Source organism: Pseudomonas cichorii, from assembly GCF_003700275.1.
GTDB lineage: Bacteria > Pseudomonadota > Gammaproteobacteria > Pseudomonadales > Pseudomonadaceae > Aquipseudomonas > Aquipseudomonas cichorii_B.
Window position 1 is genome coordinate 1 of record NZ_RBRE01000001.1, and the last position, 24,798, is coordinate 24,798.

The following is a 24,798-nucleotide window of genomic DNA, read 5'->3' on the forward strand; positions in this document are numbered from 1 at the left end:
TGCATTGGCTGGACGCTTACTACCTATGTGCAAATGCCTTGGGATGAAACTAGGATCGATTCTGCACGTCGCTCCCAACGTCCTGCCGCAACAGGAGTCGGCGATCAATGCGATTGGAAAACCATCTCATACGTCACCCCCAGAATTAGCCGGGCTAATCACATCGCCTTCTTATAGGCTTTCGAGGTAGGGCTTCTTATCAATCACTGCAGCACGTACCTTGCTTCGCAGGAGACTGACCAAGTCGCTTTTGTTCATGAGCAGCACCACGATTTCCCTTAGCGTACAAAGCACCATCGTTTTCTGGGTTGAGTGAGTGACGCACTCGGCAATAGTGGTAGAGGCAAAATCTGAGTTCGAGATGAAGATTCCTCGAGCGTCAGCTCTCGCAAACAGTCTAACCATGTGCGCCGCGAGATCATGCACTCCTACTGGATCCTTGAGCCATTTCATCTCTACAAGGTAAATGTGTCCTTCAAACTCGATGACTCCATCTATTTGCTCAACGACGGCGCCTCCAGATTGATCAAGTCGCTTGAAGTCTTCTCGTAAAAGGATTCCGTGTGCCCTGAACAGGTCGTTCAATACTCCTTCCAAAAGCTTGCCGCGCTTTTGAGGTTCTCTATCCATACCAAAGAGAGCACTCAGCCGATCACGCACGTCTTCAACTTTACGATCCCTCGCTGCAGCCGCTTCACGCTCGGCTCGTGCCTTGGCGGCGACCTCGGCTTGAGCGGCCTCTCGTTGCTGGCTCATTCGGGTAAACGAGTCTTTAACATTGACGATGCGCGCCAGGTCTCCCACGTTAGCTTTAGCCTTGTGAACATTGTTGGGCCAGCATCCTGAAAACTCCTCGAACTCCACCACTCGTTTGATGATTTCGCGCCTAGCCGCCAAGCCCCCATCCCCTCGCTTATTCAGCTTTTCAAGGACGTCGCGAACTATGGCAAATGTACTGACTGAATCACGGTTTGTTTTAACCGTGACGTCCATGAGCGCCAGATCATCATGAGGCACTCCTGCTCCCCGTAAAAAAAGCAGCACGTCAGCCTTACTTCTGCAAAGTAGCGGGATGGTGTCGACCAGCAGGTTAAAGACATCAGGGGGATAGTGGTAGCGCGCGTCCATGTTCCAGCCCAGCACGTGGTGGTGAAATGCAAGAGTAGCTACCAAGACCACAAAGACACCATCGGTGGATGTGAAAAAAACTCATGACGGACATGTCTTGGTAGCAGGCAAAGCGCCTGCGCCATGCTACGGCCTCATCTGATTAGGTTTTGGGGCATGTGGCACAAGCGTTGAGTGATGCCCATCGATACTTAACATCGTCACAGGGCGTCAGAAGTTTCGTATCAGACTCCCTAGTAGGTTGAATCATCCTGGCGATGTGCTATCCATTGGGTATATACGCTATCGTTGAAAACAGGGTATCCCACCGGGGCGCATCTATCGGCGCGACCAATGCCTATCAGCAAGGAAGAACCATGCGCCTCGATCAGATGCCGTACCACTCGATGCCTACTCTAGCCGTACTCCCATTCCGTCAATTTGGAATCGGCTGGTCATGGCAACTGCGAGCCCTGAAGCTCTTCCCTGACTCCCTGCTCGCCTGGAAACGCTATTTCTACGATAACGGCCAGGGGCATGCACGTGGTTCCTCATTTAGCACCTTTGCAGAAGCCATGATTGCGGCAGATGCGTTCAACCAGACCACCGCCGAGCGCATAGGCATAGCGGTGCTTGATCCCGTGCTCCAAGCCTCAGTCATCCTAAAGGTCGACAAGGCTTTGACTGCGGCTCGCCGCATTCAGGACGAAGAGGAGCTAATGGAGCGCGAGGCGATCAAACGTAATGCTCATCTGCCCCGCCCAGCCATCCGAGATTTAAATCTGCCCAGTAAGATGGACAGTTTGCGGGAGCCGCTACACGAACAGCTTATACGCGCCCCATATTTGCAAGTGGTTGCAATCCCAAGGTTTAACGCTTGTCTTCGTCGTACCGGAGACATGGAATGGGAAGAGATCGGCGCTCTAACCCCGAAGCGCTCACAGATATGCCTTAGAGAATTTACGGCCAAGGGTTTTGGTCTTTCGGCAGCTGATCACTGGGGAAGAACCAAGGCACAGATTCGTGCTCTGCTGCTTCCAAGAGCTAACCAACTGCTTCAACTGGCCAGCGTCAAACAAATGCTTGCCGAAGCCAGGATGCGCGGCCAGAGGGTGTTGGTCTGTGGAGGTTTCGTGTTCTGGCTCGAGGATGATGGGCAGCCTAGGTGGGTCATCAAGAACACCGGGGGCGAGTCCAATAGCGAAGAAGGTACGACCCTATGGCATGAAGGCACCATTTTGTCCAAGAATCATGGTCGGATCGTAGTGCTTCCATATATCAAGGAAAATGGCGAGCGGGTGCAAGGGCACACGAAGAACGCGCCACATGACGGAAAAGCTCTCCTTCGTCATCGAGATCAATATGTCACCCTTCCGTTCGAAATCTTGGAAGGAGATCTCATGATCGGTTTGTTCGGAGAGCTGCACTATGAGTGACAACCGAACAGCACCTGATGCGATCCCACCGCATCGAAGACCGTGAAATCAATGGTCAAGCGACGACAATCAGAGCTCTGCATCCCATGCATCCATCGCCTCGCTCACGGTAGCCAACCAGCGGAGATGATCGTTCTGTATGGCAATGGCGACGTGCCTGGCTGTGTTGGCTTCGACCCAAGTCGGGAGACTCTCTATCGCTTCTGTGAACAGACTGGCTGTAGCGACAGCGAATCGCCCCGTACTTGTAGACTGAAGGCACACGTAGCGCACAGCAGCGCCACTAGAGAGCCGACGCCAAGCCACTACCTCAATACCGTCCTGCAGCTCTACAGTGGCCTCAGCAGAGGTATCAGCCTCCTGCCCCACCTCAACGGCTGCCACTGCTTGGCATAGCCCACTAGACGCTCCGGGTTTGTGGACAAGATGCTTCAACTGCTCACGGGAGGCGACAATTTGTTCACGGAGCTCTTCTGGATCGATGAAAATCCCTCCCTCTTGAGTCACCCGGAGGGTCTTGAAGCTGTTCGCTGCCCGGATGAACTCACGCTCACGCGCTTTCTCCCGCTCGGGGCGGCGGTCAGGAAACAGCCTGCTAGTTAAGCGATAGAGGTTGATCATGTAGGGCTCCGGTGACTAGGTGGTAGCTAAGGCACACCGTTAGGCTATCACCCAAAGCCTCCCTGCACGAAACGCTGGCATGGAACAGCCCATGGGTTGTCGGTCGGGAGGGTAATGCGGCGGGGTTAAGCGCACTCCACAACTGGGGGGCATAGGCTAAAAGATTGCGCTTGCGCCCAGAGTAGTGGCACCTTCCGCGCTCACTCATCCTTAGTACCGTTACAGCGATCCTCCTTCCATGATTCCATTTTTGGCCTCCCTCGCTCGAACCAAACTACACCCTCAGACCTTCTCGATGCGGCATGAGAGTTCCCTCCGCCTGGCCACACGCCTCGCTCCGCAACAAACGTCCAAACACACGCCAATCCTTTCTCTTTCAACATCCGCTCAAATATGTCCTGTCGTATGAAAGCGTGTGAACCATCGTCAGGGCCCATGCCGCAGATCAGTTGGGGCTTCCCTAGCGCATCCACATAGACACGTGGATCTGAGAGCATCGGGGTAATGGACAGCTGATTTGCCAACCAAGGGGCTGGTAAATGCGCAGAGGCTCCCTCTGGAAGGGAGGCATCCAAATGGGACTCCCAATGATATTTAACGCAGGGAAATGCTACCTCGAGCTCACCTTGGTTATGAAAGCTGGCAGGTGTCCACATCAACTGATCCCAGGTAAAGCGCCACGGGGCCTCAAGCAGATAGCCGTCGTCCGTGCAACTGCGTCCCGACCAACTCGAAACATCCAGAGAACGCTGATTGCTCAGAAAGCGAATTAACTGTTTTTGATCTTTTTTCCTGACAACGACAGGCATGAGGAAACGCCATTCCTGCTGACGTAGCCCGTGCTCTCGGCTCTCCCCATCGTCGTAACGATTCGTCACGGAGCGATGCTCGTAAAGGACTAGCCACTTTTCCCCAGCCTTGTCGGTTCGGCCTACGAGACTAGGCATCCCGAGGCTAGGGTCAAGCTTAAACGGCCATTGCTGTAGGCAGTCTTCGGATATTTCCTCGAGAACAATTGGTGAGATATCTACAGAGTCAGAACCCGCATCGGACAACCCTTGAAGAACTGTAGGGTCGATGTCTCGATGGAAACCTAGATCGATGGATGAACGGTAATCACGTGTTCCATCGACTCGCGCTTCGGAGAGCCAATTACTATCGGCTAGCCGGCAAAGGAGTTCATCGAGCGCAAGCCACTCATATTTGGCACCAATGCGCTCATAGAGTGGCCTCTCGCGGGAATAGCTATGACGGTGAGAGCTATCCGATGGGAAGTGTTCTTCTGTCCATCCGAAGTCATAGGCGCGCTTGGCCACCCACCGTTTGGCCGCCTCCGTGTCGACGCCTTCCAACGTGCGCGGGTACTTTCCCGAGCGGACGATGCACCATCTGAACTCGTCGGTAAATCTTCTTTTTTCGTCAACATCCAGTAGATCAACAAGCCTCTTCTCTAGCTGCTGAAGCTCCTCGGACTGGTCATGCGTCTCCAGTTCCTCGAGCTCTTCAACCGCCTCTACCCCCTCGGCTTCCTCAAACTCCTCAAGCTCATCAAGCTCATCAAGCTCATCAAGCTCCTCGAGTATTTCAAATGGTCGGAGCAAGAATCGGAATGGATTAAATTGGAGAGCACTGATCGCATCGACGATTTCTTGCCTGTCTGGGTAAGGGGCAATTACCTCTGCATCGAATCGCTCGCTCATCTCGGATTGCGTGTGGGGCATTTGAGAAGTCAAAGCAACGCTCGAAAATGAGCTGACACGATGCTTGATCTCATCAGCGAACTCACTTATTCCGCCAGTGCAAGAACGCTTGATTTCGTCACCTCCGGCTTTTGTGGCGACATCATCGAGAAGAGCTTGTGAAACAGTTAATTGAACAGGCTGAGATTTATAAGGTGGCCTACAGGCACCGAGATCGACCTCGATAGGCAGGCAACGATAGTGGGCAGCCAGCTCAATAATCCCCGATGCATAGTCCCTAAGCATGATCGATAGCGGAGCGCACTGCTCAGAGAAAACCATCCGGTAAGCTACCGGGGCGTAATGCTTCAACCGCATTGGAGATGGATCGATACAACATGCGCCATAACCAGCCCCGTGCAACCGTTCCATGATGTAGAGATCATCAAGGCCAGCGAATCTCTCGCACAGTTCACCGTAGAGCTCGACCTTCGAAAGCAGCAATGCGGATAGCGCCTTGGTCGCTTTGTCTCTGATTTCTCTATGCGATGACGCCGTTAGCCACGTGACCGCAAGCCCGCAAAGAAGCTGTACCTGTCGATCCGTTTTCTCGGTCTGACTGGTCAAGCACCAGTCCAGGAGGCGGCGGATCGTGCTGCCATCCGCCATATCGAAGTCGTTAATTTTCACCGTCCAGGAAGCATCACGCTCTGGCATCGTTTTAGTAATCAGAATGTCGTGGAGTAGTTCAGCGTTCCAAGGGTGATCAACGTTGGCACAGAGTTCGATCAGCACGTAGAGTTGGCTATCATCGACATCCAAGATAGCCTGGTAATATCGCCAAGTGCGCTCCGTGAAGGCGTTTGAGCTACGCCAACGCAAGCTCTCTAGGAAGGCGCCTCTAACCGGGTCGTCGTTGATCCAGATATCTATATCCCTCGGAAGCGCATCCAAAAGCTCTGAGCCGAAACGCTCAGGCACTTGGATAGACAAGGCTTCAGCGAGACCAGCCCACTCCCATTTGAATCTGTCGCCGTCAAGAATGAAGCTCAAAACTCCATTCTCCAGTTCGAGCCCTGGATCCGTCACACTCTTGAGCAAAGCGTCCGCCATGAGGTGGTCTTGGAGTCGCTGGAAACTGAACCTCACGATATCCTCGACCGGAGCAAATGGATCAATTTCAAGCCGGCGCGGTGGTGGGTCGAGTCGGAAAATTCCGTTCTTCTGCAGGACGTCAAACCAGGTTTTGGAAGGTGGTGAAGAAAAATTCGAAAACACCTCCGCTGAAATTCGCACAGCATCGGCCAAAACCACGTAATCGCGCCTCTCTGTGGCCATCAGCCTGGCGATGGCCGAGATTGCCGCTGTAGTAGGAGCGACCAGATCTTCGCTGCCGTCTCTTCCGACACCTAAATTTCGTGCAACGCTGCGGATGTAGAATGCAAAAACCTGCTTCGTGCCATGCAGCCCCTTGGGGAATTGCTTACAACCGTCTCGGGCAAGGGCAACGCACGCACTGCGAAGAAACAGCGGATTCACAAACTCAGCTGAGAGCCAAGGCGTATCCGGCTGGGAAATGCCTCTCTTGTGCAGGTAGATCTTCGCGGCCCTCGATTGCTCTTCATTCGTCACGAAGCCACGAATGGTGAAGGCAACTGTCGTCTCCATCACCTTAGGCGGAACTACATACGGCGTGTACTCAGTACGACAGGTGACGACAAGAACGAGGTTCTCGTAAGCGTTGACTCGGGCAATCAGAGCGGGAAGTTCATTCCTCCATAGCTGCGCACCCGCACCTTCGTTGATGGCATCGATGAGAATGAGTCCGCGCTTTTGAGCGGCCTCAGCGGCAGAACTCATAGCCTGCAAGAATATCTCTGGCTCAACAGTCCCCAGCCCGAGTATTTCTGTCGCTTGCCTCCAAAACCCCTGAGAGCCTAATTGCTGCCCCAAAAGTAAAACCACCGGATGCCCATCTGAAATCGCTTTTTGAGCAACGGAACCGAGTGTGTGCGACTTGCCTGTGCCGGCCTTCCCTGTCAGAAGGGCAAAACGGTTTTGCTCAGCGGAATAGAATTTCCCTTCCAGCTTTGAACTCAATCCGTAGAGGGCATTTGAAAGCTCGTCCAGCTTATGGCTAAGGTAGTTCATGTCCGAAGAGGAGTATTCCCTTCTGGATTCAGACTTTGGCATATTTTGCCAAGCCCAGGCTTTCAATTCATGGACGCTATTAGAGGCGTCTGACAAAGCAGCGACGCAATCAACAATGGGCCAAGCCCCCCAAGAGTCAGAGCCAAACCTGCTGCCGAATGCCGCAACCTTGGATGCCTCCTGCTCGACACGCTGGATACCAGCGATGAGGCTGGCGTCGGAATCATTTTTTATGAAGTGGTTAAACCTAGCGGTCTTTGCGATAGCGAAAAAAGCAGACTTCAGCTCGGTTATGACCTCTTCGTCCCGGAGGAGCACTTTGAAGAGGCTCTCGATTCCAACCTCTACGTGATCTTCTGGGTGATATCGCTCATCGAGTGAATCTACGGCGAGTTCCACATTCTTGTGGAACCATTGCCCAGACATTTCCAGCTCGCCAAACCAGAACTTCCGTAGGCCCTCAGCTGTAGGGTGTAACAATTTGTCGGTCAGGTCAGACGCCGTCCAGGCCACGAACTCAACCGTGGGGATACTGCTTTGGGCACAAAGCGCTTCCCAGGCAAGCTTGTGCGTATTCCAGTGCTCCCACCCTTTCTTCCCTGCGCCCTGCGCTCCGCTGCGATCAGTAAGGTCGCAGGGAATGGCAATCACATACTGTTTCAGCCCAGGGTGAGATTTCAAAGCCTGCTCGACTGACTCGTCGATTTTGCCCCAATCGACCTCCCGTGACCTGAGGTAATACTTGGCCTGATAGCCGATCTCAGAACCGTCCTGAAGCAGCCAATAGCTCTCGATCCCTCCGTCTCCTCCCGAGCCTTCGATCCGCCTGAACTCTTTGGCGCTCTCGGGGCGGTCGCGCCTGGCAAGTTGGCAGACGAGCTCTTCGAAAGACAATCTTTGCCCGTCGTCTTTTCCGATGATTTTTGAATAGTCCATTAAACGTCTATCTCACAGCCGGATGTTAGCGCCGGACACTACTCCCCTAGAGGTTTGAGTGCTCACCGGCGAGCAATAAGATTTAGGTCTCCCGTGGTTCCGGTGCATACCTGTGAGCACATCACGAAGCGCTAGCATCAAGCGTTGGGCCACCGAGGAGCCAGTACGTTGACATCATGCCTCAATCGAATATTCTCGTGGGCCGAAAAGATGTGGCCACGAGTATGCGCTGGAACGATTTGACGATAAATGGAAGAACAGTCTGCATGGCGCACCTCCAGCCGACCGTGCGGACATTCCAGATAGGAGATCGCGGCGTTAGCGTTGAATTCACCTTCGGATTCCATTGCTTTACGGACAACAAGGAAAACGGGCCGCTGATAGTTAATCCGAAAGCCAAGGAGGAGCGATATTTCTGCCCTACACGTTACGACTTATCAAAGCAGCTCCTCGACTACATCGACAGGCGCTTCATTGAGTCGAAGGTAAGGGCTCATTTTGCGGGGGACAACAGGCGCTATTTTTGTCTGGATGCCCACGAATACGCGATTTTCTTCGAAATCCGTAAACCTCAGGATGTCGAGAATCTACTTCGACTGAACGTGGTTTCTGCGTACGAGGTCAACGACTGGGGGCGGTCGGGCCTGCCTACCAAAGGGCCGATCTGGAACGTGCGCTACGTGCTGGAGAAACGCAACGAAGGCGTGAAACTCTAAGGCCGGTCGCTCATCGGACAAACAGAAAGCAAAAAAGCCCTGCGGCTCACACCACAGGGCTTTTTGCTGAATCAGATATCGGCCTAGCCTTTCAAATCCCGCTCACTGGCTGGGAGGAACTCGCCTAAGCTCGTTCCCGGCATCACCACCCCTCCTTCGAGGTTCCGGTCTGTGGCGACAAGTTCATAGTACCTAAGCGTGATTCTCACGTCAAAAAAATCAACGTTGTGACCGGTCACGCTTTGTTGGTACAGAGACCCCTTTTTCCCGGCCCCTGTTACCAAAATACTTGTCACCAGCCATCGGCGTGCCTGGACTAGATGCCCCTGAGCTCCAGTATGATCAGCACATTGACCGAAAGGAGGTGTGTTCAGATGGATAAGGAACCGGATTGGAAATTGGTCGAAGTCTTAAGGCGCATCGAAGCTGGAGAAACTGCCTTTGATCCGGCAGGCTCCTCAAAGCAGTCTCTTCAAGACTTCCAACCCGTAGCCTGCGCCTTGGTGGAGGCTCACAGACAAGGCTACTTTGATGGCATCATGCCGATGAAAGAATCCAACGCGGGCAAACTGGAATACAGCACAGTAATCATCACGGGCAACCTCACTCATCGAGGTAGACAATTCCTTGAAAAAGCACAAGGCCACCTAACTCCCGCTGACCGATCTCTGAATGGCTTGTTGGGCCAGCTACCTGATCAACACTTGCGTTCACAATGGGATAAGGCATTGAGTCGACGTCAGTCCGACCCTAGCGGAGCGATCACAGCCGCGAGGAGCTTTCTGGAGTCCACTCAAAAATGGATTTTGGAGCAAGGTGGTAGCTCTATTTCAGATCGTAAGAGGCTGTTTTCTGCGACGCTTCAGCAGGTTGGTCTGGCCGAACAGGGGACTTCGATGTCCGGCCTACTTAAAGATATCGACAAGTTATTGTTGAGCCTTGCACAGGTGCGGAACGAGCATGGCGATGCTCATGGCCCTAGCGACAATTCCTCGAATCTTACAAGCGCTGAGGCGGCGCTATGCGTCAATGTAGCCGGCGCACTTGGTCTATTTTTGCTGGAGTGTCACCAGGCACAACCGAAGACGTGATGGCAAAGGTTTGCAACTGTAAGGTTTGCATGCATTGGGCGCCCCCCCAGAATGTTGACCCGGTCAAAGATATGAAGCCGCTTTGCCCAAACTGCCACGCTATATTGCATCGTGCCAACCCGCCTATCCCGGTCATGGAGCTACAAGAGCAGCTATTCCGTGATCGTTAGCTGCCTAGGCTAAGCGCCACGCTGAAGAGCAAGCGGAGCGCGCAAGCCAGGATGGCTGAAGGCGTGAGGATGGAAGCCCGTCAGGGCCAAGACGCAAAGGCGGCTTGGTTCACGACAGCCACCCGTCAGGCACGCCCTATCCTCAAGGCTTCCTAGGCTTCGCCCTAGCCGTCGCCTCAGCAACTAATGGATCTTCAGGCCAATGGTGCTTTGGGTATCGGCCCTTAAGATCCTTCTTCACTTCCAAGTAGGTGCTACGCCAAAAGTTCGCAAGATCCTGGGTGACCTGCACAGGCCTGCGGGCCGGCGACAGAAGATGCAGAATCAGCGGCTGCCTCCCCTGGGCAATACGAGGGGTTTCTGCCAGCCCAAACAGCTCCTGAAGCCTCACCGCGAGGATCGGCGGATGCTGTGAGTAGTCGATACGGATGTTCGAACCAGACGGCACCTGGATCGCCTGAGGCGCCTGGACTTCCAGCTCCTGCGGAAGCGGCCACGGCAGGAGGTTTCTGACTATCGACGACAGATCCAACTGGCTGAAGTGACTGAGCCTCGTGACTTTACCCAGGTACGGCGCGAGCCACTCTTCCAGCGTGTCGAGGAGGTTGGCATCGCTGAGATCAGCCCACTTACTTTCTGCCTGGCCACACTGGATATCCAGCTGACGCAGTAGGTCGACCCGCGCCTGCCACTGCCGAAGCTCCGGGTTCCAGGGCAGGAGCTCGATGCCCTTACGCCTCACTAGGTTAACCAGGGCCAGCGAACGGGTTTGCTCATCAAGACTCGGCAGGGCTTTCGTCGACAAGATCAGCTGCCCAACCTTCAACTGCCGCTCAGCCTTCAGAACACCTTCCCTTTCGTCCCAGTCGACCTCATCGACAGACCTCACAAGGTCGGCCAACTCGTCATCGAACAGAGCCGAATCGAGGTCACTCGCCAGGTAGATCCGCTCCTCACGCTGCCCTTGCCGGCTACCCAGGTCGGCCACCACCAGCCACTCGTGTTTGGTGAGGGCATCGGGCTCTGAGAACACCGCAGCACGACCGTTGGAGAGACGGTATTCGGATGAGCTTGCACGCCTCTGCAGGCCGATTCGGTCAGGGTAGGCAAACGCCAGGAGGCACCCTACCCACAGTGGGTGATCGGGCTCGCTGACAGGGCTGGAGGCCTTCCCGCGCAGCAGGGATCGGTACTGCCGAGCAGACTGCTTCACCCGCTGGAGGGAACCACCACTACGACGTGAATGTTGCTCGCCTGACAGGGCACTCAGCCTGGTGTGAAGGTCGGCACCGGCTCCACGTAGGATGTCCTTCTCACCGAGCAGCGCCGCGATGTTGCACGCCAGGTCATCCAGTCCCATCGCGTTGCCTTTGATGAGCATGTGAGAGATCCGAGGATGCGCTGGAAGCTCGCTCATGGCCGACCCGTGTGGTGTGAGCTGCCCAGCATCATCGAGTGCGCCCAGGCGCTTCAGCAGGTCTCTTGCTTGGCCAAAAGGGGCTGACGGAGGTTGGTCGAGCCAGGTCATCTCCTCCGGCTTCACTCCCCACCGGGCCAACTGGAGTGCCAAGGCTGCGAGATCCGCCTGCAGGATCTCTGGGGTGCTGTAGCCGGCCATTTGCTCGTGCTGCGACTCCGACCACAGGCGGTAGCAGACACCTGGCTCCAGGCGCCCTGCCCGCCCCGCACGCTGGGTAGCACTGGCCTTCGAGATACGCTGCGTGTCGAGTCGGGTCATGCCACTGCGAGGATCGAACTTCGGCACTCGCTCGAGACCACTGTCCACCACCACCCTGACGCCTTCAATGGTCAAGCTGGTCTCGGCGATGTTCGTAGCCAGTACGATCTTCCGGGAGCCTTTGGGTGCTGGGTCAATAGCAGCACGCTGGGCGTTCAGATCAAGGTCACCGTACAGCGGGCATACGATCACTTCTGGACGACTGATCAGCTGCTCCTTGAGGTCTTCTGCCACCCGCCGAATCTCTGCCTGCCCCGGAAGGAAAACCAAAACGCTTCCAGACTGTTCATTGATGGCGGCCAAGCAGGTGTCTGTGACTCGCGCATCGATTCGCTCACCCGGATGATAGGGGCTACCCCAAACCGTCGAGACTGGATACATCCGCCCTTCACTGGTGACCACAGGCGCATCATTCAGCACCTTTGAAAGACGAGCACCCTCCAGCGTTGCCGACATCAGGAGGAGCTTCAGCGGCGGCTCATCACGCAGCAGTTCGCGAGCACTCAGGCACAGAGCCAGAGCAAGGTCAGAGTCAAGATTTCGAAGGTGGTACTCGTCGTAGATGACTACGCCCACACCATCCAACGCGGGGTCATCCTGGAGACGGCGAGCCAGGATGCCTTCGGTGACCACTTCGATCTGGGTTCGCGGGCCTACTTTGCTTTCAAGGCGAATGCGGTAGCCGACAGTCTCACCAACCTTCTCACCCAGTTCACTTGCCAAGCGCTCAGCAGCAGCCCTAGCAGCCAATCGACGGGGCTCGAGCATGATGATCTTCTGGTCACCAAGCCAAGGTTCGTTCAGGAGCGCCAGGGGTACTCGAGTGGTCTTGCCCGCACCAGGTGGCGCTTCAAGGATTACTTCGTGGCGGTTGGCCAAGGCCTCTCGTAGGTCTGGCAATACGAGGTCAATAGGTAGAAAAATCATCGAGGCTCCCAAATCAGGGAAGCAGTATACGACGGCCTCAGTAGAGAGGAGATTCAGCCCAAAGACGGTGAGGAGAGATTTGAGAGTTTTTGACGAGAAATTGATGATTTCTGTGTAATCGGCAAAACGTGAAACTCGTCGAAAATCAGCAGGCCCACGCCTTCCAGTGCCGGATCATCCTGCAAACGGCGGGTAAGTATGCCTTCGGTGACCACTTCGATGCGGGTATTCGGACCGACCTTGCTGTCCAGGCGGATCCGGTAGCCAACGGTTTCCCCGACCTTTTCCCCCAGTTCGCTGGCCAGGCGCTCGGCTGCTGCTCTGGCAGCAAGGCGGCGCGGTTCCAGCATCAGAATGGTCTGCCCGGCCAGCCACGGCTCATCCAGCATCGCCAGCGGCACGCGGGTGGTCTTGCCGGCGCCGGGCGGTGCTTCGAGGATGGCTTGATGGCAGGTGGTCAAGGCCTGGCGCAAGGCCGGCAGAACAGCATCGATGGGCAAGGAAATCATGGCGGCTCCAGAACAGGCGGCCGATTATAAGCCTTCCGGGGGTTTGCAGAAGCTTGATGGATATTGTCTTGCCTCGTCACGGGCAAGCGCCCTCACACAAGGTGAGTCCACCCCTCAGGAGCCAAGGCTACCGTGAATATATGTTTAGTCGAAGAACCACCCGAACACGCAATAGTCTTAGCGACGTAGCCTTTGCCTTGTATAGTTGCCACTTCACTTCAGGAGTTCTCCATGCGCATTCCATCCCGTTTTATCGGCGGCGTTCTGGTCGCCACGCTTTTGACCCAGATTTCGGCGTGCGGCAGCATTTTCTATCCTGATCGTCGCGGCCAGATCGAAGGCAAGATCGATCCGGCGATTCTCGCTCTGGATGCCGTAGGCCTGCTGTTCTATGTGATTCCGGGGGTCATTGCCCTGGCTGTGGACTTCACCACCGGCGCGATCTACTACACCCCGACCGGCCACGCGCAGATCGATCCACAGAAACTGCAACCGGCAGTCAATGCTGACGGCAGCGTCGACAACAGCAAGCTGCAAGCCATTCTGGAAACCGAGCTGGGCCACTCGCTGCCGCTCAACGATCCGCGTCTGATTCAGTACAAGGGCAGCGTCGAGCAACTGGCAACACTGGGCCTGAACCCGGCAGCCTGAGGCTGAGCGAAAGGAAGCGCCATGAGCACCAGCACCGAACACGCCCGCCTGCTGCGCCTTGCGACGCGAGCATCGCTGCTGGTCGCCAGCACCCTGATCCTGGCCAAGGGCGTGGCATGGTGGTTCAGCGGTTCAGTCAGCCTGCTGGCCGGGCTGACCGATTCGCTGCTGGATGGCGCAGCCTCCTTTCTCAATCTGCTGGCAGTGCATTACGCGCTACGCCCGGCCGATGAAGACCATCGTTATGGCCATGGCAAGGCCGAAGCCTTGTCGGGCATGGCTCAGGCGCTGTTCATTGCCGTCAGTGCCGGGCTGATCGCCTTTCAGGCCATCGGGCGCATCCAGCATCCCGAACCGCTGGGCGCGGCAGGTCTGGGGATCGCGGTGATGCTGTTGTCGCTGATCCTGACCATGGCGCTGTTATGGCTGCAACACCGGGTCATCAAGGAAACCGGTTCGGCCGCCATACGCGCCGACTCGCTGCACTATCGCTCCGATCTCTTGCTCAATTTCGGCATTCTACTGGCGCTGACACTGGCCTTTTTCGGCTGGCAACAGCTGGATGCCTACTTCGGGTTGGGAATTGCCGTCTACATTCTGTGGAGCGCCTTTCAGATCGCCCGCGAAACGGTATCGGTGCTGATGGATCAGGAACTGCCAATCGATGTCAGCCAGCGCATGCTGGAACTGGCGCGCAGCGTGCCGGGAGTTATGGGCGCGCATGATCTGCGCACACGGATCTCCGGCAATCACTGGTTCGTGCAGTTGCATCTGGAATTGCCGGGAAGCCTGACGCTAAGCGTCGCCCATACGCTGTGCGATCAGGTTGCCGACGCCATACACCAGCAGTATCCGAAAGCGGAAGTGCTGGTGCATGCCGACCCACAGGAAGTGGTGAAACAGGCTACAACTAGTTGACGCTGTAGCCGCGCCCGGCCAGACAGGCGCCCATCGAACGGCGATAAAGGTCGACGACCTCGGCCTGTGGCTGGGAAGTGATATTGGCCGGATCAAAGCCGCTTTGGTCTACGGCCCAGCGGTAGCATTGATAACGATCCAGCTCGACCTGCTCCTGGCTTTGGCCGTTGCGGGGATAGAACTCCGGATCGTAACCGTTCTGCGCAGGCACCTGGCTATAGGTCGGCTGATTCTGCGGCGGATTGACCACCACATAATCCTGACTGTCGGCCTGATAGGCGTAGTAGGTCCCGGCGGCCAGAAACAGCAATGAACTGCCGATCCAGATTTCCTGCGAGTAGGACGGCAGGCTGCGCACGCGCACGCCATAAGGCGGCGTGACCACCACATAGCGCGGTCCCTGCGGGCGATACCAGTAACCCTGGGAATAGAAATAATCCTGGCCGCGATACGGAACACGCGAGTAACCGCCGGGGACTCGGTCTATCGTATAACCGGGTCGATACTGCGGGCCCGGGCCCCAGCCATTGCCGCGCCCGTCGGGCCGGCCTTCCCAATGATCGTTGGAGCGGCCACCACCGGCCTGCCAGTTGCGATTGCCACGCGGATTATCCTGGTAATACCCCTGGCGTGGCTGCTGGGTTTGCCAGGACTCGCGGGGAGCGGTCTGGATCGGCAGGTTGTTCTGGTGCTGCTGATATTGCTGGCGTTCGATCTGTCGCTGCTGGTTCTGCTGCTCCTGGATCTGGCGCTGCTGATTCTGTTGCTGCTGGTAGATCTGCTGTTGCTGCTGACGCTCGACCTGCCGCTGCTGGTTCTGCTGTTCCTGAATCTGGCGTTGCTGATTCTGTTGCTGCTGGTAGATCTGTTGTTGCTGCTGGCGCTCGACCTGCCGCTGCTGATTCTGTTGTTGCTGAATCTGCTGCTGTTGCTGACGATCGCCCTGGAACTGTTGATTCTGCTGCTGTTGCTGGATTCTGCGTTGCTGACCATTGTCGCCTGAGCTGCCGCGATACTGGTCCTTGAAGGAATCATCATCGGCCAACGCATGGGCGCTGATGCTCAAACACAGCAGACTTAACCCCGTCAGCTTCCAGATGCCAGATTTCATGCTTTCCTCACTAGGACGCAGGTAGACGTAAATTAAGACTGTAATAGAGACGCGCCGTTCTGAGTACTTTATCAGGACGCAAAGAAAAGGGGACCTGACTGGCCCCCTTGGGATACTTCGTCCTGGCACAACGCTTATGACGTCGGCTCACCTCATTCCGTCTTCTGGACAGTATGTAGCCCGGGGGCCTGACCACCCTGTCGGGTGGGAGGCCGCGGCTGGCCTGATTGGGGAGCCGCGCTGGACGCTGTGTCCGGGCAGTGATTCTGTTGAAAAGAATAGGCCTGCGGGACCGACAAAAGATTGCGAAGATTGCTCACAAAAACACTACTTGCGCAATTTTTCACTTCTCATCAATAATTCAGCGCAATTCATCTCATAAAGGGGAACATCGTGAGCAAGCTCGACAGATATGACCTGAGCATTTTGGCCGAACTGCAACGCGACGCGCGCATTTCCAATCAGGAACTGGCAGAACGCATCGGGCTGTCACCTTCGCCCTGCTCACGACGGGTCAAGCAGCTGGAAGACGACGGCTATATCGTGCGCCAGGTCGCCCTGCTGGATCGCAAGAAGCTCAGCCTGAACCTGACCGCCTATGTGCTGATCGGCATGGATCGCCATACGCCGGAGCGGTTCGAGCATTTCGAGCAACAGATCCGCAACCTGCCGCAGGTACTGGAATGCAGCCTGGTGACCGGGATGGACGCCGATTATCAATTGAAAGTTGTGGTTCCTGATATGGATCACTATCAGAAACTGCTGCTGGGCCATCTTACCCGCATCGAAGGCGTCACCAGCGTCAAGTCGAGCTTCGTGCTCAATCAGGTTCTGGCCAGCACTGAACTCCCCTTGACCCACCTGCGCAGTTAAGCGGCATCCCGACGCGCTGGTGGTCGCCCACTATTGCCGTCCGACTGGAGCAAATGATGGATCCCGTGCTTTTTGAAGAATGGATGATGACCATCCTGGTCACCGTCCTGATTGGTTTCATGGGTTTTATCGTCTGGGATCTGGCGAAGAAATCCAAAGCCGGCAAATTCGGCACGTTCATCCTGTTTTTCGTGCTGGGCCTGGGCATCCTGGCCTTCGTGATCAAGAGCCTGGTGATCGCCTATATCGAAAATGGCTCCTGAGAACCGGTGGGAGCGAATTTATTCGCGAGGGGCCAGTGAAGCTGGCAGAAATGTGTCGCCTGGAAGCTTTTTCGCGGATAAATCCGCTCCCACACAGTCGGCACAAATCAGGGCTTTATTTCCCGGTACTGCCCTTGATCCAGGCCATCCAGCGTCCAGTCGCCAATCCGGACTCGTACCAGCCGCAGGGTGGGCAGGCCGACAGCCGCGGTCATGCGCCGCACCTGACGATTGCGGCCTTCCTTGATGATCAGTTCCAGCCAGCTGGTCGGCACGCTCTTGCGAAAGCGCACGGGCGGATTGCGGGGCCAGAGTTGCGGTTCGTCCAGTTGCCGGGCCTGAGCGGGCAATGTCGGGCCATCGTTGAGTTCGACGCCATTGCGCAACTGTTGCAGTTGTTCCTCGCTCGGCTCGCCTTCGACCTGCACCCAGTACGTCTTGGGCAGTTTGTGCCTGGGGTCGGCAATCCGCGCCTGCAACTGGCCGTCGTTGGTCAGCAGCAATAACCCTTCACTGTCGCGGTCCAGGCGCCCGGCCGGGTAGACGCCGGGAATATCGATAAAGTCCTTGAGCGTCGCCCGGCCTTCGCCATCGCTGAATTGCGTCAGGACATCGAAAGGCTTGTTGAACAGGATAAGCTTCGGTTCGGCCGGAGGCGCTTTGGCGACGCGACGGACCGCGCCAGTGCTTTTAGGGGCCGGGCGGCGAGAAACAGGACGTTGAGTGCGGGACATGAGGACTTCAAGGGCGTGGAAACAGAAAGGGCCACTTTAAGTGGCCCTCGGTATAAATACCAATCACTTAACGGAATGGCGGCTCATCGAAGCTGCGCAGTTTGCGTGAATGCAACGAGTTCAGCTCGGTGCGCAGCAGGTCCAGCGCGGCGATGCCGATCTTCAAATGCTGGCTGACGGCACGCTCGTAGAACGCATTGGCCGAGCCCGGCAGTTTGATTTCGCTGTGCAACGGTTTGTCCGAGACACACAGCAACGTACCGTAAGGCACGCGCAGGCGATAGCCCTGAGCTGCGATAGTGCCACTTTCCATGTCTACAGCCACGGCACGCGAAAGGTTGATCAGCGGACGCTCCTGAGCCCAGCGCAGTTCCCAGTTACGGTCATCGTAGGTCAGAACCGTGCCGGTACGCAGGCGCTTCTTGAGCCCTTCGCCACGCTCTCCGGTGATCTGCGCTGCCGATTCCTGCAAGGCCAGTTGCACTTCGGCAAGGGCCGGAATCGGGATATGCGGCGGCAGTACCCGGTCAAGAATCCCGTCACGGCGCATGTAGGCGTGCGCCAGCACGTAATCGCCAATGGTCTGCGACTGACGCAGGCCGCCGCAGTGGCCGATCATCAGCCAGCAATGCGGACGCAATACCGCCAGGTGATCGGTGATGTTCTTGGCATTCGACGGGCCGACGCCAATGTTGACCAGCGTAACGCCATGGCCATCTTCGGCGATCAAGTGATAGGCCGGCATCTGATAACGGTGCCAGACCACGCTGGCGACGATGGCCTGCGCCTCTTCGTAGCTGATGTTCTTGTCGACCACCACGTTACCGGGCAACACCATGCGCACGAAGCGCGGGTCATCGCGCAGTTTTTCCAGGCCGTGCAGGATGAACTGGTCGACATAGCGATGGTAGTTGGTCAGCAGAATCCATGGCTGCACATGTCGCCAGTCGCTGCCGGTGTAATGCACCAGACGCCGCAGCGAGAAATCCACCCGTGCCGCGTCGAACAACGCCAGCGGCAGCGGATCGGTATTGGCCCAGTCATACAGGCCGTCAGCGATGCCATCGGTCGCGGCGGACAGGTCGGTGCTGGGGAAAACCCGCGCCAGCGCGGCGGCCGTCACACCGGAGCCGGCCAGTTCATCGCCCTGCTCGACCACATACGGATAAGGAATGTTCTGCTCGCTGACACCCACTTCGATGGTGACGGTGAAGTCGCTCATCAGCGGGCGAAGCTGTTCGAGCAGGTATTTGCGGAATGCGGTCGGGTGGGTCACGGTGACACTGTAAGTGCCAGGCAACTGCACCTTGGCGTAGGCGCGAGTGGTCAGCGGCACATCGCCCTGATAAGCGTAAGTCAGGCGCAATTCGGGGTAACGGAACAGCGCACGCTGTTCGGCGTCGGGTTCGACCCGGTCCTTGAGGTAACGCTTGAGCGCCTGGCTCAAGGCGCTGGTTGCGCGGTCATGCAGTTCTGCGAGCCGCTCCACAGCTTGCTCGGCGTTTTCTACAACAACAAAGGCTTGCGTCACGGTTTAGGTCCTGTCTGAACTTGCAGACCTGCATCCTAACGGGTTCGCGTGTTTATGCCACCTGCGGCGAGGCACGGGCCAGTAAAGTTTCTACATCGACGCCCACCGGCAAAGCGCCATAAACGCGCCCGGAAGACAGCAGCCGACCGGCGATGAACGCATCGCTGACGGCGTCATTACCCGCTTCGAGCAGCAATCCGGCCTGCAAGGCGAGCGCAATATCTTCGGTCAATTGCCGGGCACGGTACTGAATATCGTGGGTGTCCCTGAACGCGGCCTTCAGTTTCCCGATGTGCGCGGCGAGATGCCGGTCGCCATGGCCATCGCCCAGTTCGTCGAACAGCGCATCGAGCACGCCCGGCTCTTTGGAAAGCGCACGCAATACGTCCAGGCACTGCACATTGCCGGAGCCCTCCCAGATCGAGTTGACCGGCGCTTCGCGATACAGCCGAGGCAGGATGCTGTCTTCGACATAGCCCGCGCCGCCCAGGCATTCGGCGGCTTCGTTGATCATCGCCGGCGCCCGCTTGCAGATCCAGTACTTGCCTACCGCCGTGACCAGCCGCACAAAGCGCGCCTCGTGATCGTCCTGCAGATGGTCCAGCGCCCGGCCCATACGCAAGGTCAGCGCCAGCGCGGCTTCGCTTTCCAGCGCCAGGTCGGCCAGCACGTTCTGCATCAAGGGCTGCTCGCTGAGCACCCGCCCGCCGACCTGGCGATGAGCGCAATGATGAGTGGCCTGGGTCAGCGCCTGACGCATCAGGGCGCTGGAACCGATCATGCAGTCAAAGCGGGTCATGGCGACCATTTCGATGATGGTCGGCACACCCCGGCCTTCTTCGCCGATCATCCACGCCAGTGCACCGCGCAGCTCGATCTCGCTGGAAGCATTGGAGCAGTTGCCCAGCTTGTTTTTCAGGCGCTGGATATACAACTCGTTACGGCTGTCGTCCGGACGATGGCGTGGCAGCAGGAAACAACTCAGGCCCTTGTCGGTCTGCGCCAGGGTCAGGAAGGCATCGCACATCGGCGCCGAGCAGAACCACTTGTGGCCAACCAGTTCATATACCTGACCCGGCCCACTGGCGCCCACCGGATAAGCCCGCGTGGTATTGGCACGAACATCGGTGCCGCCCTGCTTTTCGGTCATCGCCATGCCGATGGTCGCACCGGTTTTATGGGCAATGCCGATATTGCGAGGGTCGTATCGAGTGGAGAGGATTTTCGGCAACCAGAGTTCGGCCAGTTCAGGTTGCAGCCGGAGCGCCGGCACGCTGGCAAAGGTCATGGTCAGTGGACAACCGCTGCCGGGCTCGGCCTGGGTATGCAGATAGCTCATTGCAGCACGTGCCACATGGGCGCCGGGTTGCGGATCGGTCCAGGGCAAGGAGGGAATGCCATGCTCGATGGCGGTATTCATCAACTGGTGATAAGCCGGGTGAAATTCGACCAGATCGATGCGATGGCCGTAACGGTCATGACTGGCAAAGCTCGGCTTGTTCTGGTTGGCGAGGAAACCGGCCTCCATCAGCGGCCCGCCCGCCAAAGCGCCGTAGGTGTCAATTCGCGGTTCGGCCCACCCGGCATCGAAACGTTTTATCCACATCTGCAAAGGCAGGTCGATACGGTAGAGATTGACGCCATCCAGCGAGGGCGGCTGGTTGGTCACCTGATGGGTTTCGGCAAACTGATGCAGGTTCATGAGTGGCCTCCTGTCTGCGGGCACGCTGGCGTGCCATGTGCAGCAGTGAACCACGCAACCAGAGCTTTAAACAGTGCCGTTCATGACGAATCAGCGGGGCTTTTTTCCGCGTTTCAGATGCCCCACTGCGCCTTGGCGGCCGGCGCCCTGCGCACAGCGCCCGGAATAGCCATCAGCAAAGGCAGACTGACAGTGAAGCAACTGCCCCGACCAGGCTCGGAACGATGACTCAGGGATCCGCCCTGCAACTCGACCAATTGCCGACAGATCGCCAGGCCAATGCCCAACCCGCCGTATTCGCGCGTCATGGAGCCGTCGACCTGGAAGAAACGCTGATACAGCGTGGCTTCATCCAGTTGGCTGAAACCGATGCCGGTGTCCATCACCTCGACCCGCAACAACAGGACGTCGTTGTCATGTCGCTGGGCCATGGCCCGAACCTTGACCGTGCCGCGCTTGGTGAACTTGATGGCGTTGTCCAGCAGGCATTCAAGACACTGATACAACTTGTGCACATCGCCACGCACACCTTCGGGCAATTGCTCGTCCAGCTCGAAGATCAGCTCCAGCCCCTTGGACTGCGCGGAGCTACGGAAACGCTCACGCAACGAGACAAACAGGTCGAGCAGATCAAAGGCATCGCTTTCGGCATACAGCACGCCAGCCTGCAGTTCGGTCAGGGTCAGGATGCCGTTGATCATGCTCATCATGTCCTGGGCTGAAGAGGCAGCAGTCTGCTGATACATCTCCAGTTCGCCATCCATTTTCACCGTCTGCATCAACTCCAGCGAACCGATGACGCCATTCATCGGCGTGCGCAGTTCATGCGTGAGGGTGGCCAGAAATTCGTCCTTGAGCCGGTTGCTGGTCGCCAGTTGGCGATTCAGGCGTTCCAGATCCTGGCCCGCCTCCAGCAGCGTCTGTGCTTGTTGCTCACGGATATGGTTGATCCGGTCAGCCAGCGCCAGCGACAACAGCGCCAGTTCCAGTACCGAGCTGATCTGGCTGGCGTACAGATGAAGGAAGGTATTGGGGATATAGCCGAACAACATCACCGCGTTGACCAGCCCGCCCATCAAAAATACGACCCAGGCTGCCAGGAAATAGCGTGCGATGCGCACGCCCTTGAGCACTGCCGTGATACCCGTGGCCAGCATGGCCAGGAAACAGGCCAGCACCAGCATCGTCACCGTGCGCAATGCCGGCCCGTAATCGGCGAACAGGGCAAGCAGCATGGCCACCACGGCGCCGGCCATCACCATGAGCAACAGATTGTCCAGCCAGCGCGCCAGAGCTTTCGTCTGCAGGAAGCTGCGGGAAAACTGGCTGACGAACAGCACCGAGATCGCCATCAGGAAAGGCGTGGCGGTATTGGCCCACGAAGGACTGTCCGGCCACAGGTATTCGATGGCCACGCCATTGATCGATAGCTGATACAGGCCGAACGAGGTGATATACAGGATGTAATACAGATAGCTGGGGTCGCGTACGCTGATGTAGATGAACAGGTTGTAGACCAGCATCCCCAGCAGCACGCCATAGATCAGCCCGAGGATGTAGACCTTGGAAGGCTGCTCTTCCATGTAGGCGTGGCTGGACCACAGATTGAGCGGCGCCTGGATCGGCCCCTGGCTGGCGACACGCAGATAGACGGTACTGGTCTTGCCGGGCTGCAAATCCAGGCCGAACACGTAATTGCCCTGCTTAACATCGCGGCTGGAGAAAGACAGCATGTCGCCGGTTTTCCAGGCCAGTTGATAGCGGCCATTGCCATCCGCCAGATACACGTCGACATGGTCCATCGGCGGATAGGCCAGTTCCAGCAACCAGTCGGTATGCTTTGCCCGGGAGCTGGGTTTGTACAGCAAATCGACTTTCAGCCAGAACGCCGAATGCGAATAGCCCGCATTGAAGGTTTCGCTATCGAGCGCACGAAAACCTGTTGCCCCGGAGGCGACACTGTCGATATTTGCCTTGCCACTCACGTCTTCAAACACTTGAATGGCGCGCCCCAATGGCAGGCTGCGAGTGTTTTCATCAAACTCGACGGCATGGGCCAGCAATGGAAACCAGGCAACCAGCATGATCAGCAAATAGCGCATTAAAGCCCCAAGGTAGGCCGCCGCTGTCATTTCCATCCATTGATGGCGACGCCCCGAAAATTTCTTTCCTTGAAACAGGCAATGGTTCAAACAGCTACGTTAGTGTGGACCCTGCTCAGGCTGATATGTCTGACTCGTGGCAATAAAAAATCACCAGAACAAATCAGGCGTCACGAATAACCAAGCATAGCGGTTAATGGCCTTTAGTCACTATCGCTTTGAAATTTAAGCGATAGCTCTATCTCGGTCATTGCAGAGCAAACTCAAATTTTTTTGCCCTTGCACGGCGATTAATTTTTCACTTGCTCCGGAAAAACCGTCCACGACCAGCGGCCCCGTGAGGGTTTAATGATAAGCTCGCGCACCATGAATATTTATAGCTCCCGTCCCGTAGTCCTCTGCCTCAGCGGCCACGATCCAAGCGGTGGTGCCGGTCTGCAGGCCGATATCGAAGCCCTGCTTGCACAAGGCTGTCATGCCGCACCGGCAGTGACCGCCCTGACCGTTCAGGACACTGTCAATGTCAGCGATTTTCGCGTGCTCGACCGTGAATGGGTCCTGGCCCAGGCCAATGCAGTCTTCAATGATTCGAGCGTAGCAGCCGTCAAGCTGGGCATGCTGGGTTCTCTGGAAATGGTTGATACCGTGGCTCAGTTGCTGGCGGCGCACCCGGATTTGCCGGTGGTCTGCGATCCGGTACTGCGCGCTGGCGGCGGTGGCCAACTGGGCAAGGACGAGGTCGGTTACGCGATGCGTGAGCGGCTGTTGCCCCTGTCGACCATTGCCACTCCCAACCTGCCGGAAGCGCGAATCCTCGCCGAGCTGCCTGAGGGCACTGCCGACGAATGCGCACAGAAGCTGCTGCCGTTCTGTGCAAACCTGCTGATCACTGGCGGGCATGGCGACGAACAGGAAGTGCACAATCGCCTGTACATTCGCGGCGGCCAATCGCACACCTTTATCTGCCAGCGCCTGCCCGGCAGCTATCACGGTTCGGGTTGCACCCTGGCCAGCGCCCTGGCCGGACGACTGGCTCAGGGAGAAGCGCTGATCAGCGCTGTGCAAACCGCACTGGACTACACTTGGCGAACGTTGCGTGACGCTGAGCAGTTGGGCAAGGGGCAATTCGTGCCACGCCGCTTACCGCTGGATTTCTGTTCGTAACGTCACGCCATGAGGCCCATTCGATGAAACTACGTGGCCTGTATGCCATTACCGACAGCGCACTGTTGACCGGCAAGTTCCTTCCCTACGTTCAGGCCGCCCTTGATGGCGGCGTGACCTTGCTGCAATACCGGGACAAGACCAGCGACGAGTCGCGGCGCCTGCGCGAAGCCAGCGAGCTGCTCAAACTGTGCGAACAGTACAAGACCCGCCTGATCATCAACGACGACGCTGAACTGGCCGCACGCCTGGGCGTTGGCGTGCACCTTGGACAAACCGATGGCTCGCTGCCGGATGCCAGGGCGCTGCTGGGGCACAAGGCGATTGTAGGGGCGACTTGCCACGGCACACTCGAACTGGCGGAAAAGGCTCGGGCCGACGGCGCCACCTATGTGGCATTCGGGCGCTTCTTCAACTCCCGGACCAAACCCGACGCACCGGCAGTGTCGCTTGACCTGCTGGATCAGGTCCGCGCCAGAATGCCTCTGCCGATTGCCGTGATTGGCGGCATTACCCTGGAAAACGCACCGCAACTGCTGGCCCATGGGGCTGATCTGCTGGCAGTGGTACATGGACTGTTCGGGGCCGAGAGCACCCAGGAAGTGACCCGCCGGGCGAAGGCGTTCAATGACCTTTTTCGTGAATGATCTGGCTGTATTTTGTTGCCT

General features: G+C 57.1%; 18 protein-coding genes and 2 pseudogenes. 10 read left to right on the plus strand and 10 right to left on the minus strand.

The features are described from left to right. Positions 1 to 171: 171 nt before the first annotated feature. Positions 172 to 1,128 carry a restriction endonuclease gene (locus tag ALQ04_RS00005; protein WP_057429690.1) on the minus strand — a complete coding sequence of 319 codons (957 nt, stop codon included), beginning with the start codon at positions 1,126 to 1,128 and terminating at the stop codon, positions 172 to 174. Positions 1,129 to 1,484: 356 nt separating this feature from the next. Between ALQ04_RS00005 and ALQ04_RS00010 the strand changes: the two genes are divergently transcribed. Then, positions 1,485 to 2,543, plus strand: a complete 1,059-nt coding sequence (locus tag ALQ04_RS00010) for a hypothetical protein (RefSeq protein ID WP_122313628.1) — start codon at positions 1,485 to 1,487, stop codon at positions 2,541 to 2,543. A 69-nt stretch (positions 2,544 to 2,612) separates the two neighbouring features. On the opposite strand, the gene ALQ04_RS00015 is transcribed toward ALQ04_RS00010, so the two are convergent. Both ALQ04_RS00015 and ALQ04_RS26820 read right to left on the minus strand, forming a co-directional pair. Then, positions 2,613 to 3,164 (minus strand): hypothetical protein, encoded by a 552-nt coding sequence (locus ALQ04_RS00015; protein WP_122313629.1) that lies wholly within the window; start codon positions 3,162 to 3,164, stop codon positions 2,613 to 2,615. Positions 3,165 to 3,364: 200 nt separating this feature from the next. Next, positions 3,365 to 7,930, minus strand: coding sequence for an ATP-binding protein (locus ALQ04_RS26820; protein ID WP_183142061.1), 4,566 nt, complete (start codon positions 7,928 to 7,930; stop codon positions 3,365 to 3,367). 266 nt (positions 7,931 to 8,196) lie between these two features. Here ALQ04_RS26820 and ALQ04_RS00025 point away from each other — a divergent pair, with 266 nt between their 5' ends. Both ALQ04_RS00025 and ALQ04_RS00035 read left to right on the plus strand, forming a co-directional pair. Next, complete coding sequence (locus ALQ04_RS00025) at positions 8,197 to 8,646, plus strand: hypothetical protein (RefSeq protein ID WP_122313630.1); 450 nt, start codon at positions 8,197 to 8,199, stop codon at positions 8,644 to 8,646. Positions 8,647 to 9,020: 374 nt separating this feature from the next. After that, complete coding sequence (locus tag ALQ04_RS00035; protein ID WP_183142062.1) at positions 9,021 to 9,737, plus strand: abortive infection family protein; 717 nt, start codon at positions 9,021 to 9,023, stop codon at positions 9,735 to 9,737. A 312-nt stretch (positions 9,738 to 10,049) separates the two neighbouring features. Here the strand turns inward: ALQ04_RS00035 and hrpB are convergent, their stop codons facing one another. Together hrpB and ALQ04_RS00050 are read right to left on the minus strand one after the other, a co-directional pair. Then, complete coding sequence (hrpB, locus tag ALQ04_RS00045) at positions 10,050 to 12,572, minus strand: ATP-dependent helicase HrpB (protein WP_122313633.1); 2,523 nt, start codon at positions 12,570 to 12,572, stop codon at positions 10,050 to 10,052. A gap of 128 nt (positions 12,573 to 12,700) precedes the next feature. Continuing rightward, positions 12,701 to 13,081, minus strand: a pseudogene (locus tag ALQ04_RS00050) (DEAD/DEAH box helicase); the annotation flags it as partial. 231 nt (positions 13,082 to 13,312) lie between these two features. Between ALQ04_RS00050 and ALQ04_RS00055 the strand changes: the two are divergent. Both ALQ04_RS00055 and ALQ04_RS00060 read left to right on the plus strand, forming a co-directional pair. Continuing rightward, positions 13,313 to 13,732 (plus strand): polyribonucleotide nucleotidyltransferase, encoded by a 420-nt coding sequence (locus ALQ04_RS00055; protein ID WP_122313635.1) that lies wholly within the window; start codon positions 13,313 to 13,315, stop codon positions 13,730 to 13,732. A 21-nt stretch (positions 13,733 to 13,753) separates the two neighbouring features. Continuing rightward, positions 13,754 to 14,650 (plus strand): cation diffusion facilitator family transporter, encoded by an 897-nt coding sequence (locus ALQ04_RS00060; protein ID WP_122313636.1) that lies wholly within the window; start codon positions 13,754 to 13,756, stop codon positions 14,648 to 14,650. Here the strand turns inward: ALQ04_RS00060 and ALQ04_RS26825 are convergent. Continuing rightward, the gene (locus tag ALQ04_RS26825) at positions 14,643 to 15,365 is read right to left on the minus strand and encodes a DUF6515 family protein (protein ID WP_183142063.1); all 723 of its coding nucleotides are present in this window, start codon (positions 15,363 to 15,365) and stop codon (positions 14,643 to 14,645) included. The genes ALQ04_RS00060 and ALQ04_RS26825 overlap by 8 nt on opposite strands. On the opposite strand from ALQ04_RS26825, the pseudogene ALQ04_RS27455 reads away from it, so the two are divergent. The 3 genes and pseudogenes from ALQ04_RS27455 to ALQ04_RS00075 all read left to right on the plus strand — a co-directional run bounded on the left by ALQ04_RS27455 (position 15,294) and on the right by ALQ04_RS00075 (position 16,897). Continuing rightward, positions 15,294 to 15,797 (plus strand): annotated as a pseudogene (locus ALQ04_RS27455) (hypothetical protein). The gene ALQ04_RS26825 and the pseudogene ALQ04_RS27455 sit on opposite strands and share 72 nt — an antisense overlap. 357 nt (positions 15,798 to 16,154) lie before the next feature. After that, positions 16,155 to 16,634, plus strand: coding sequence for an Lrp/AsnC family transcriptional regulator (locus tag ALQ04_RS00070; protein ID WP_122313638.1), 480 nt, complete (start codon positions 16,155 to 16,157; stop codon positions 16,632 to 16,634). Positions 16,635 to 16,690: 56 nt separating this feature from the next. Continuing rightward, complete coding sequence (locus ALQ04_RS00075; RefSeq protein WP_122313639.1) at positions 16,691 to 16,897, plus strand: DUF2788 domain-containing protein; 207 nt, start codon at positions 16,691 to 16,693, stop codon at positions 16,895 to 16,897. Between the two features lie 107 nt (positions 16,898 to 17,004). Here the strand turns inward: ALQ04_RS00075 and ALQ04_RS00080 are convergent, their stop codons facing one another. From ALQ04_RS00080 to ALQ04_RS00095, 4 genes are all read right to left on the minus strand, one after another. Further along, a complete protein-coding gene (locus tag ALQ04_RS00080) occupies positions 17,005 to 17,631 on the minus strand; it encodes an rRNA large subunit pseudouridine synthase E (protein WP_122313640.1) in 627 nt (208 codons plus the stop codon). Positions 17,632 to 17,698: 67 nt separating this feature from the next. Next, complete coding sequence (gene amn, locus ALQ04_RS00085; RefSeq protein ID WP_122313641.1) at positions 17,699 to 19,162, minus strand: AMP nucleosidase; 1,464 nt, start codon at positions 19,160 to 19,162, stop codon at positions 17,699 to 17,701. 52 nt (positions 19,163 to 19,214) lie between these two features. Further along, positions 19,215 to 20,864 (minus strand): acyl-CoA dehydrogenase family protein, encoded by a 1,650-nt coding sequence (locus ALQ04_RS00090; protein WP_122313642.1) that lies wholly within the window; start codon positions 20,862 to 20,864, stop codon positions 19,215 to 19,217. 113 nt (positions 20,865 to 20,977) lie between these two features. Further along, positions 20,978 to 22,966 (minus strand): 7TM diverse intracellular signaling domain-containing protein, encoded by a 1,989-nt coding sequence (locus ALQ04_RS00095; protein WP_122313643.1) that lies wholly within the window; start codon positions 22,964 to 22,966, stop codon positions 20,978 to 20,980. Between the two features lie 366 nt (positions 22,967 to 23,332). Here ALQ04_RS00095 and ALQ04_RS00100 point away from each other — a divergent pair, with 366 nt between their 5' ends. Together ALQ04_RS00100 and thiE are read left to right on the plus strand one after the other, a co-directional pair. Then, on the plus strand, positions 23,333 to 24,130 hold the full coding sequence (locus ALQ04_RS00100) for a hydroxymethylpyrimidine/phosphomethylpyrimidine kinase (RefSeq protein WP_122313687.1): 798 nt from the start codon (positions 23,333 to 23,335) through the stop codon (positions 24,128 to 24,130). 23 nt (positions 24,131 to 24,153) lie between these two features. Beyond that, on the plus strand, positions 24,154 to 24,777 hold the full coding sequence (thiE, locus tag ALQ04_RS00105; protein WP_122313644.1) for a thiamine phosphate synthase: 624 nt from the start codon (positions 24,154 to 24,156) through the stop codon (positions 24,775 to 24,777). The last annotated feature ends 21 nt before the right edge of the window (positions 24,778 to 24,798 follow it).

Coding starts and splice junctions, on each gene's coding strand:
- ALQ04_RS00090 (WP_122313642.1), bottom strand. CDS start 20,864: ATGAACCTGCATCAGTTTGCCGAAACCCATCAGGTGACCAACCAGCCG.
- hrpB (WP_122313633.1), bottom strand. CDS start 12,572: ATGATTTTTCTACCTATTGACCTCGTATTGCCAGACCTACGAGAGGCC.
- ALQ04_RS00060 (WP_122313636.1), top strand. CDS start 13,754: ATGAGCACCAGCACCGAACACGCCCGCCTGCTGCGCCTTGCGACGCGA.
- ALQ04_RS00055 (WP_122313635.1), top strand. CDS start 13,313: ATGCGCATTCCATCCCGTTTTATCGGCGGCGTTCTGGTCGCCACGCTT.
- thiE (WP_122313644.1), top strand. CDS start 24,154: ATGAAACTACGTGGCCTGTATGCCATTACCGACAGCGCACTGTTGACC.
- ALQ04_RS00095 (WP_122313643.1), bottom strand. CDS start 22,966: ATGCGCTATTTGCTGATCATGCTGGTTGCCTGGTTTCCATTGCTGGCC.
- ALQ04_RS00100 (WP_122313687.1), top strand. CDS start 23,333: ATGAATATTTATAGCTCCCGTCCCGTAGTCCTCTGCCTCAGCGGCCAC.
- ALQ04_RS00075 (WP_122313639.1), top strand. CDS start 16,691: ATGGATCCCGTGCTTTTTGAAGAATGGATGATGACCATCCTGGTCACC.
- ALQ04_RS00005 (WP_057429690.1), bottom strand. CDS start 1,128: ATGGACGCGCGCTACCACTATCCCCCTGATGTCTTTAACCTGCTGGTC.
- ALQ04_RS00025 (WP_122313630.1), top strand. CDS start 8,197: ATGGCGCACCTCCAGCCGACCGTGCGGACATTCCAGATAGGAGATCGC.
- ALQ04_RS00035 (WP_183142062.1), top strand. CDS start 9,021: ATGGATAAGGAACCGGATTGGAAATTGGTCGAAGTCTTAAGGCGCATC.
- ALQ04_RS26820 (WP_183142061.1), bottom strand. CDS start 7,930: ATGGACTATTCAAAAATCATCGGAAAAGACGACGGGCAAAGATTGTCT.
- ALQ04_RS00010 (WP_122313628.1), top strand. CDS start 1,485: ATGCGCCTCGATCAGATGCCGTACCACTCGATGCCTACTCTAGCCGTA.
- ALQ04_RS00080 (WP_122313640.1), bottom strand. CDS start 17,631: ATGTCCCGCACTCAACGTCCTGTTTCTCGCCGCCCGGCCCCTAAAAGC.
- ALQ04_RS00015 (WP_122313629.1), bottom strand. CDS start 3,164: ATGATCAACCTCTATCGCTTAACTAGCAGGCTGTTTCCTGACCGCCGC.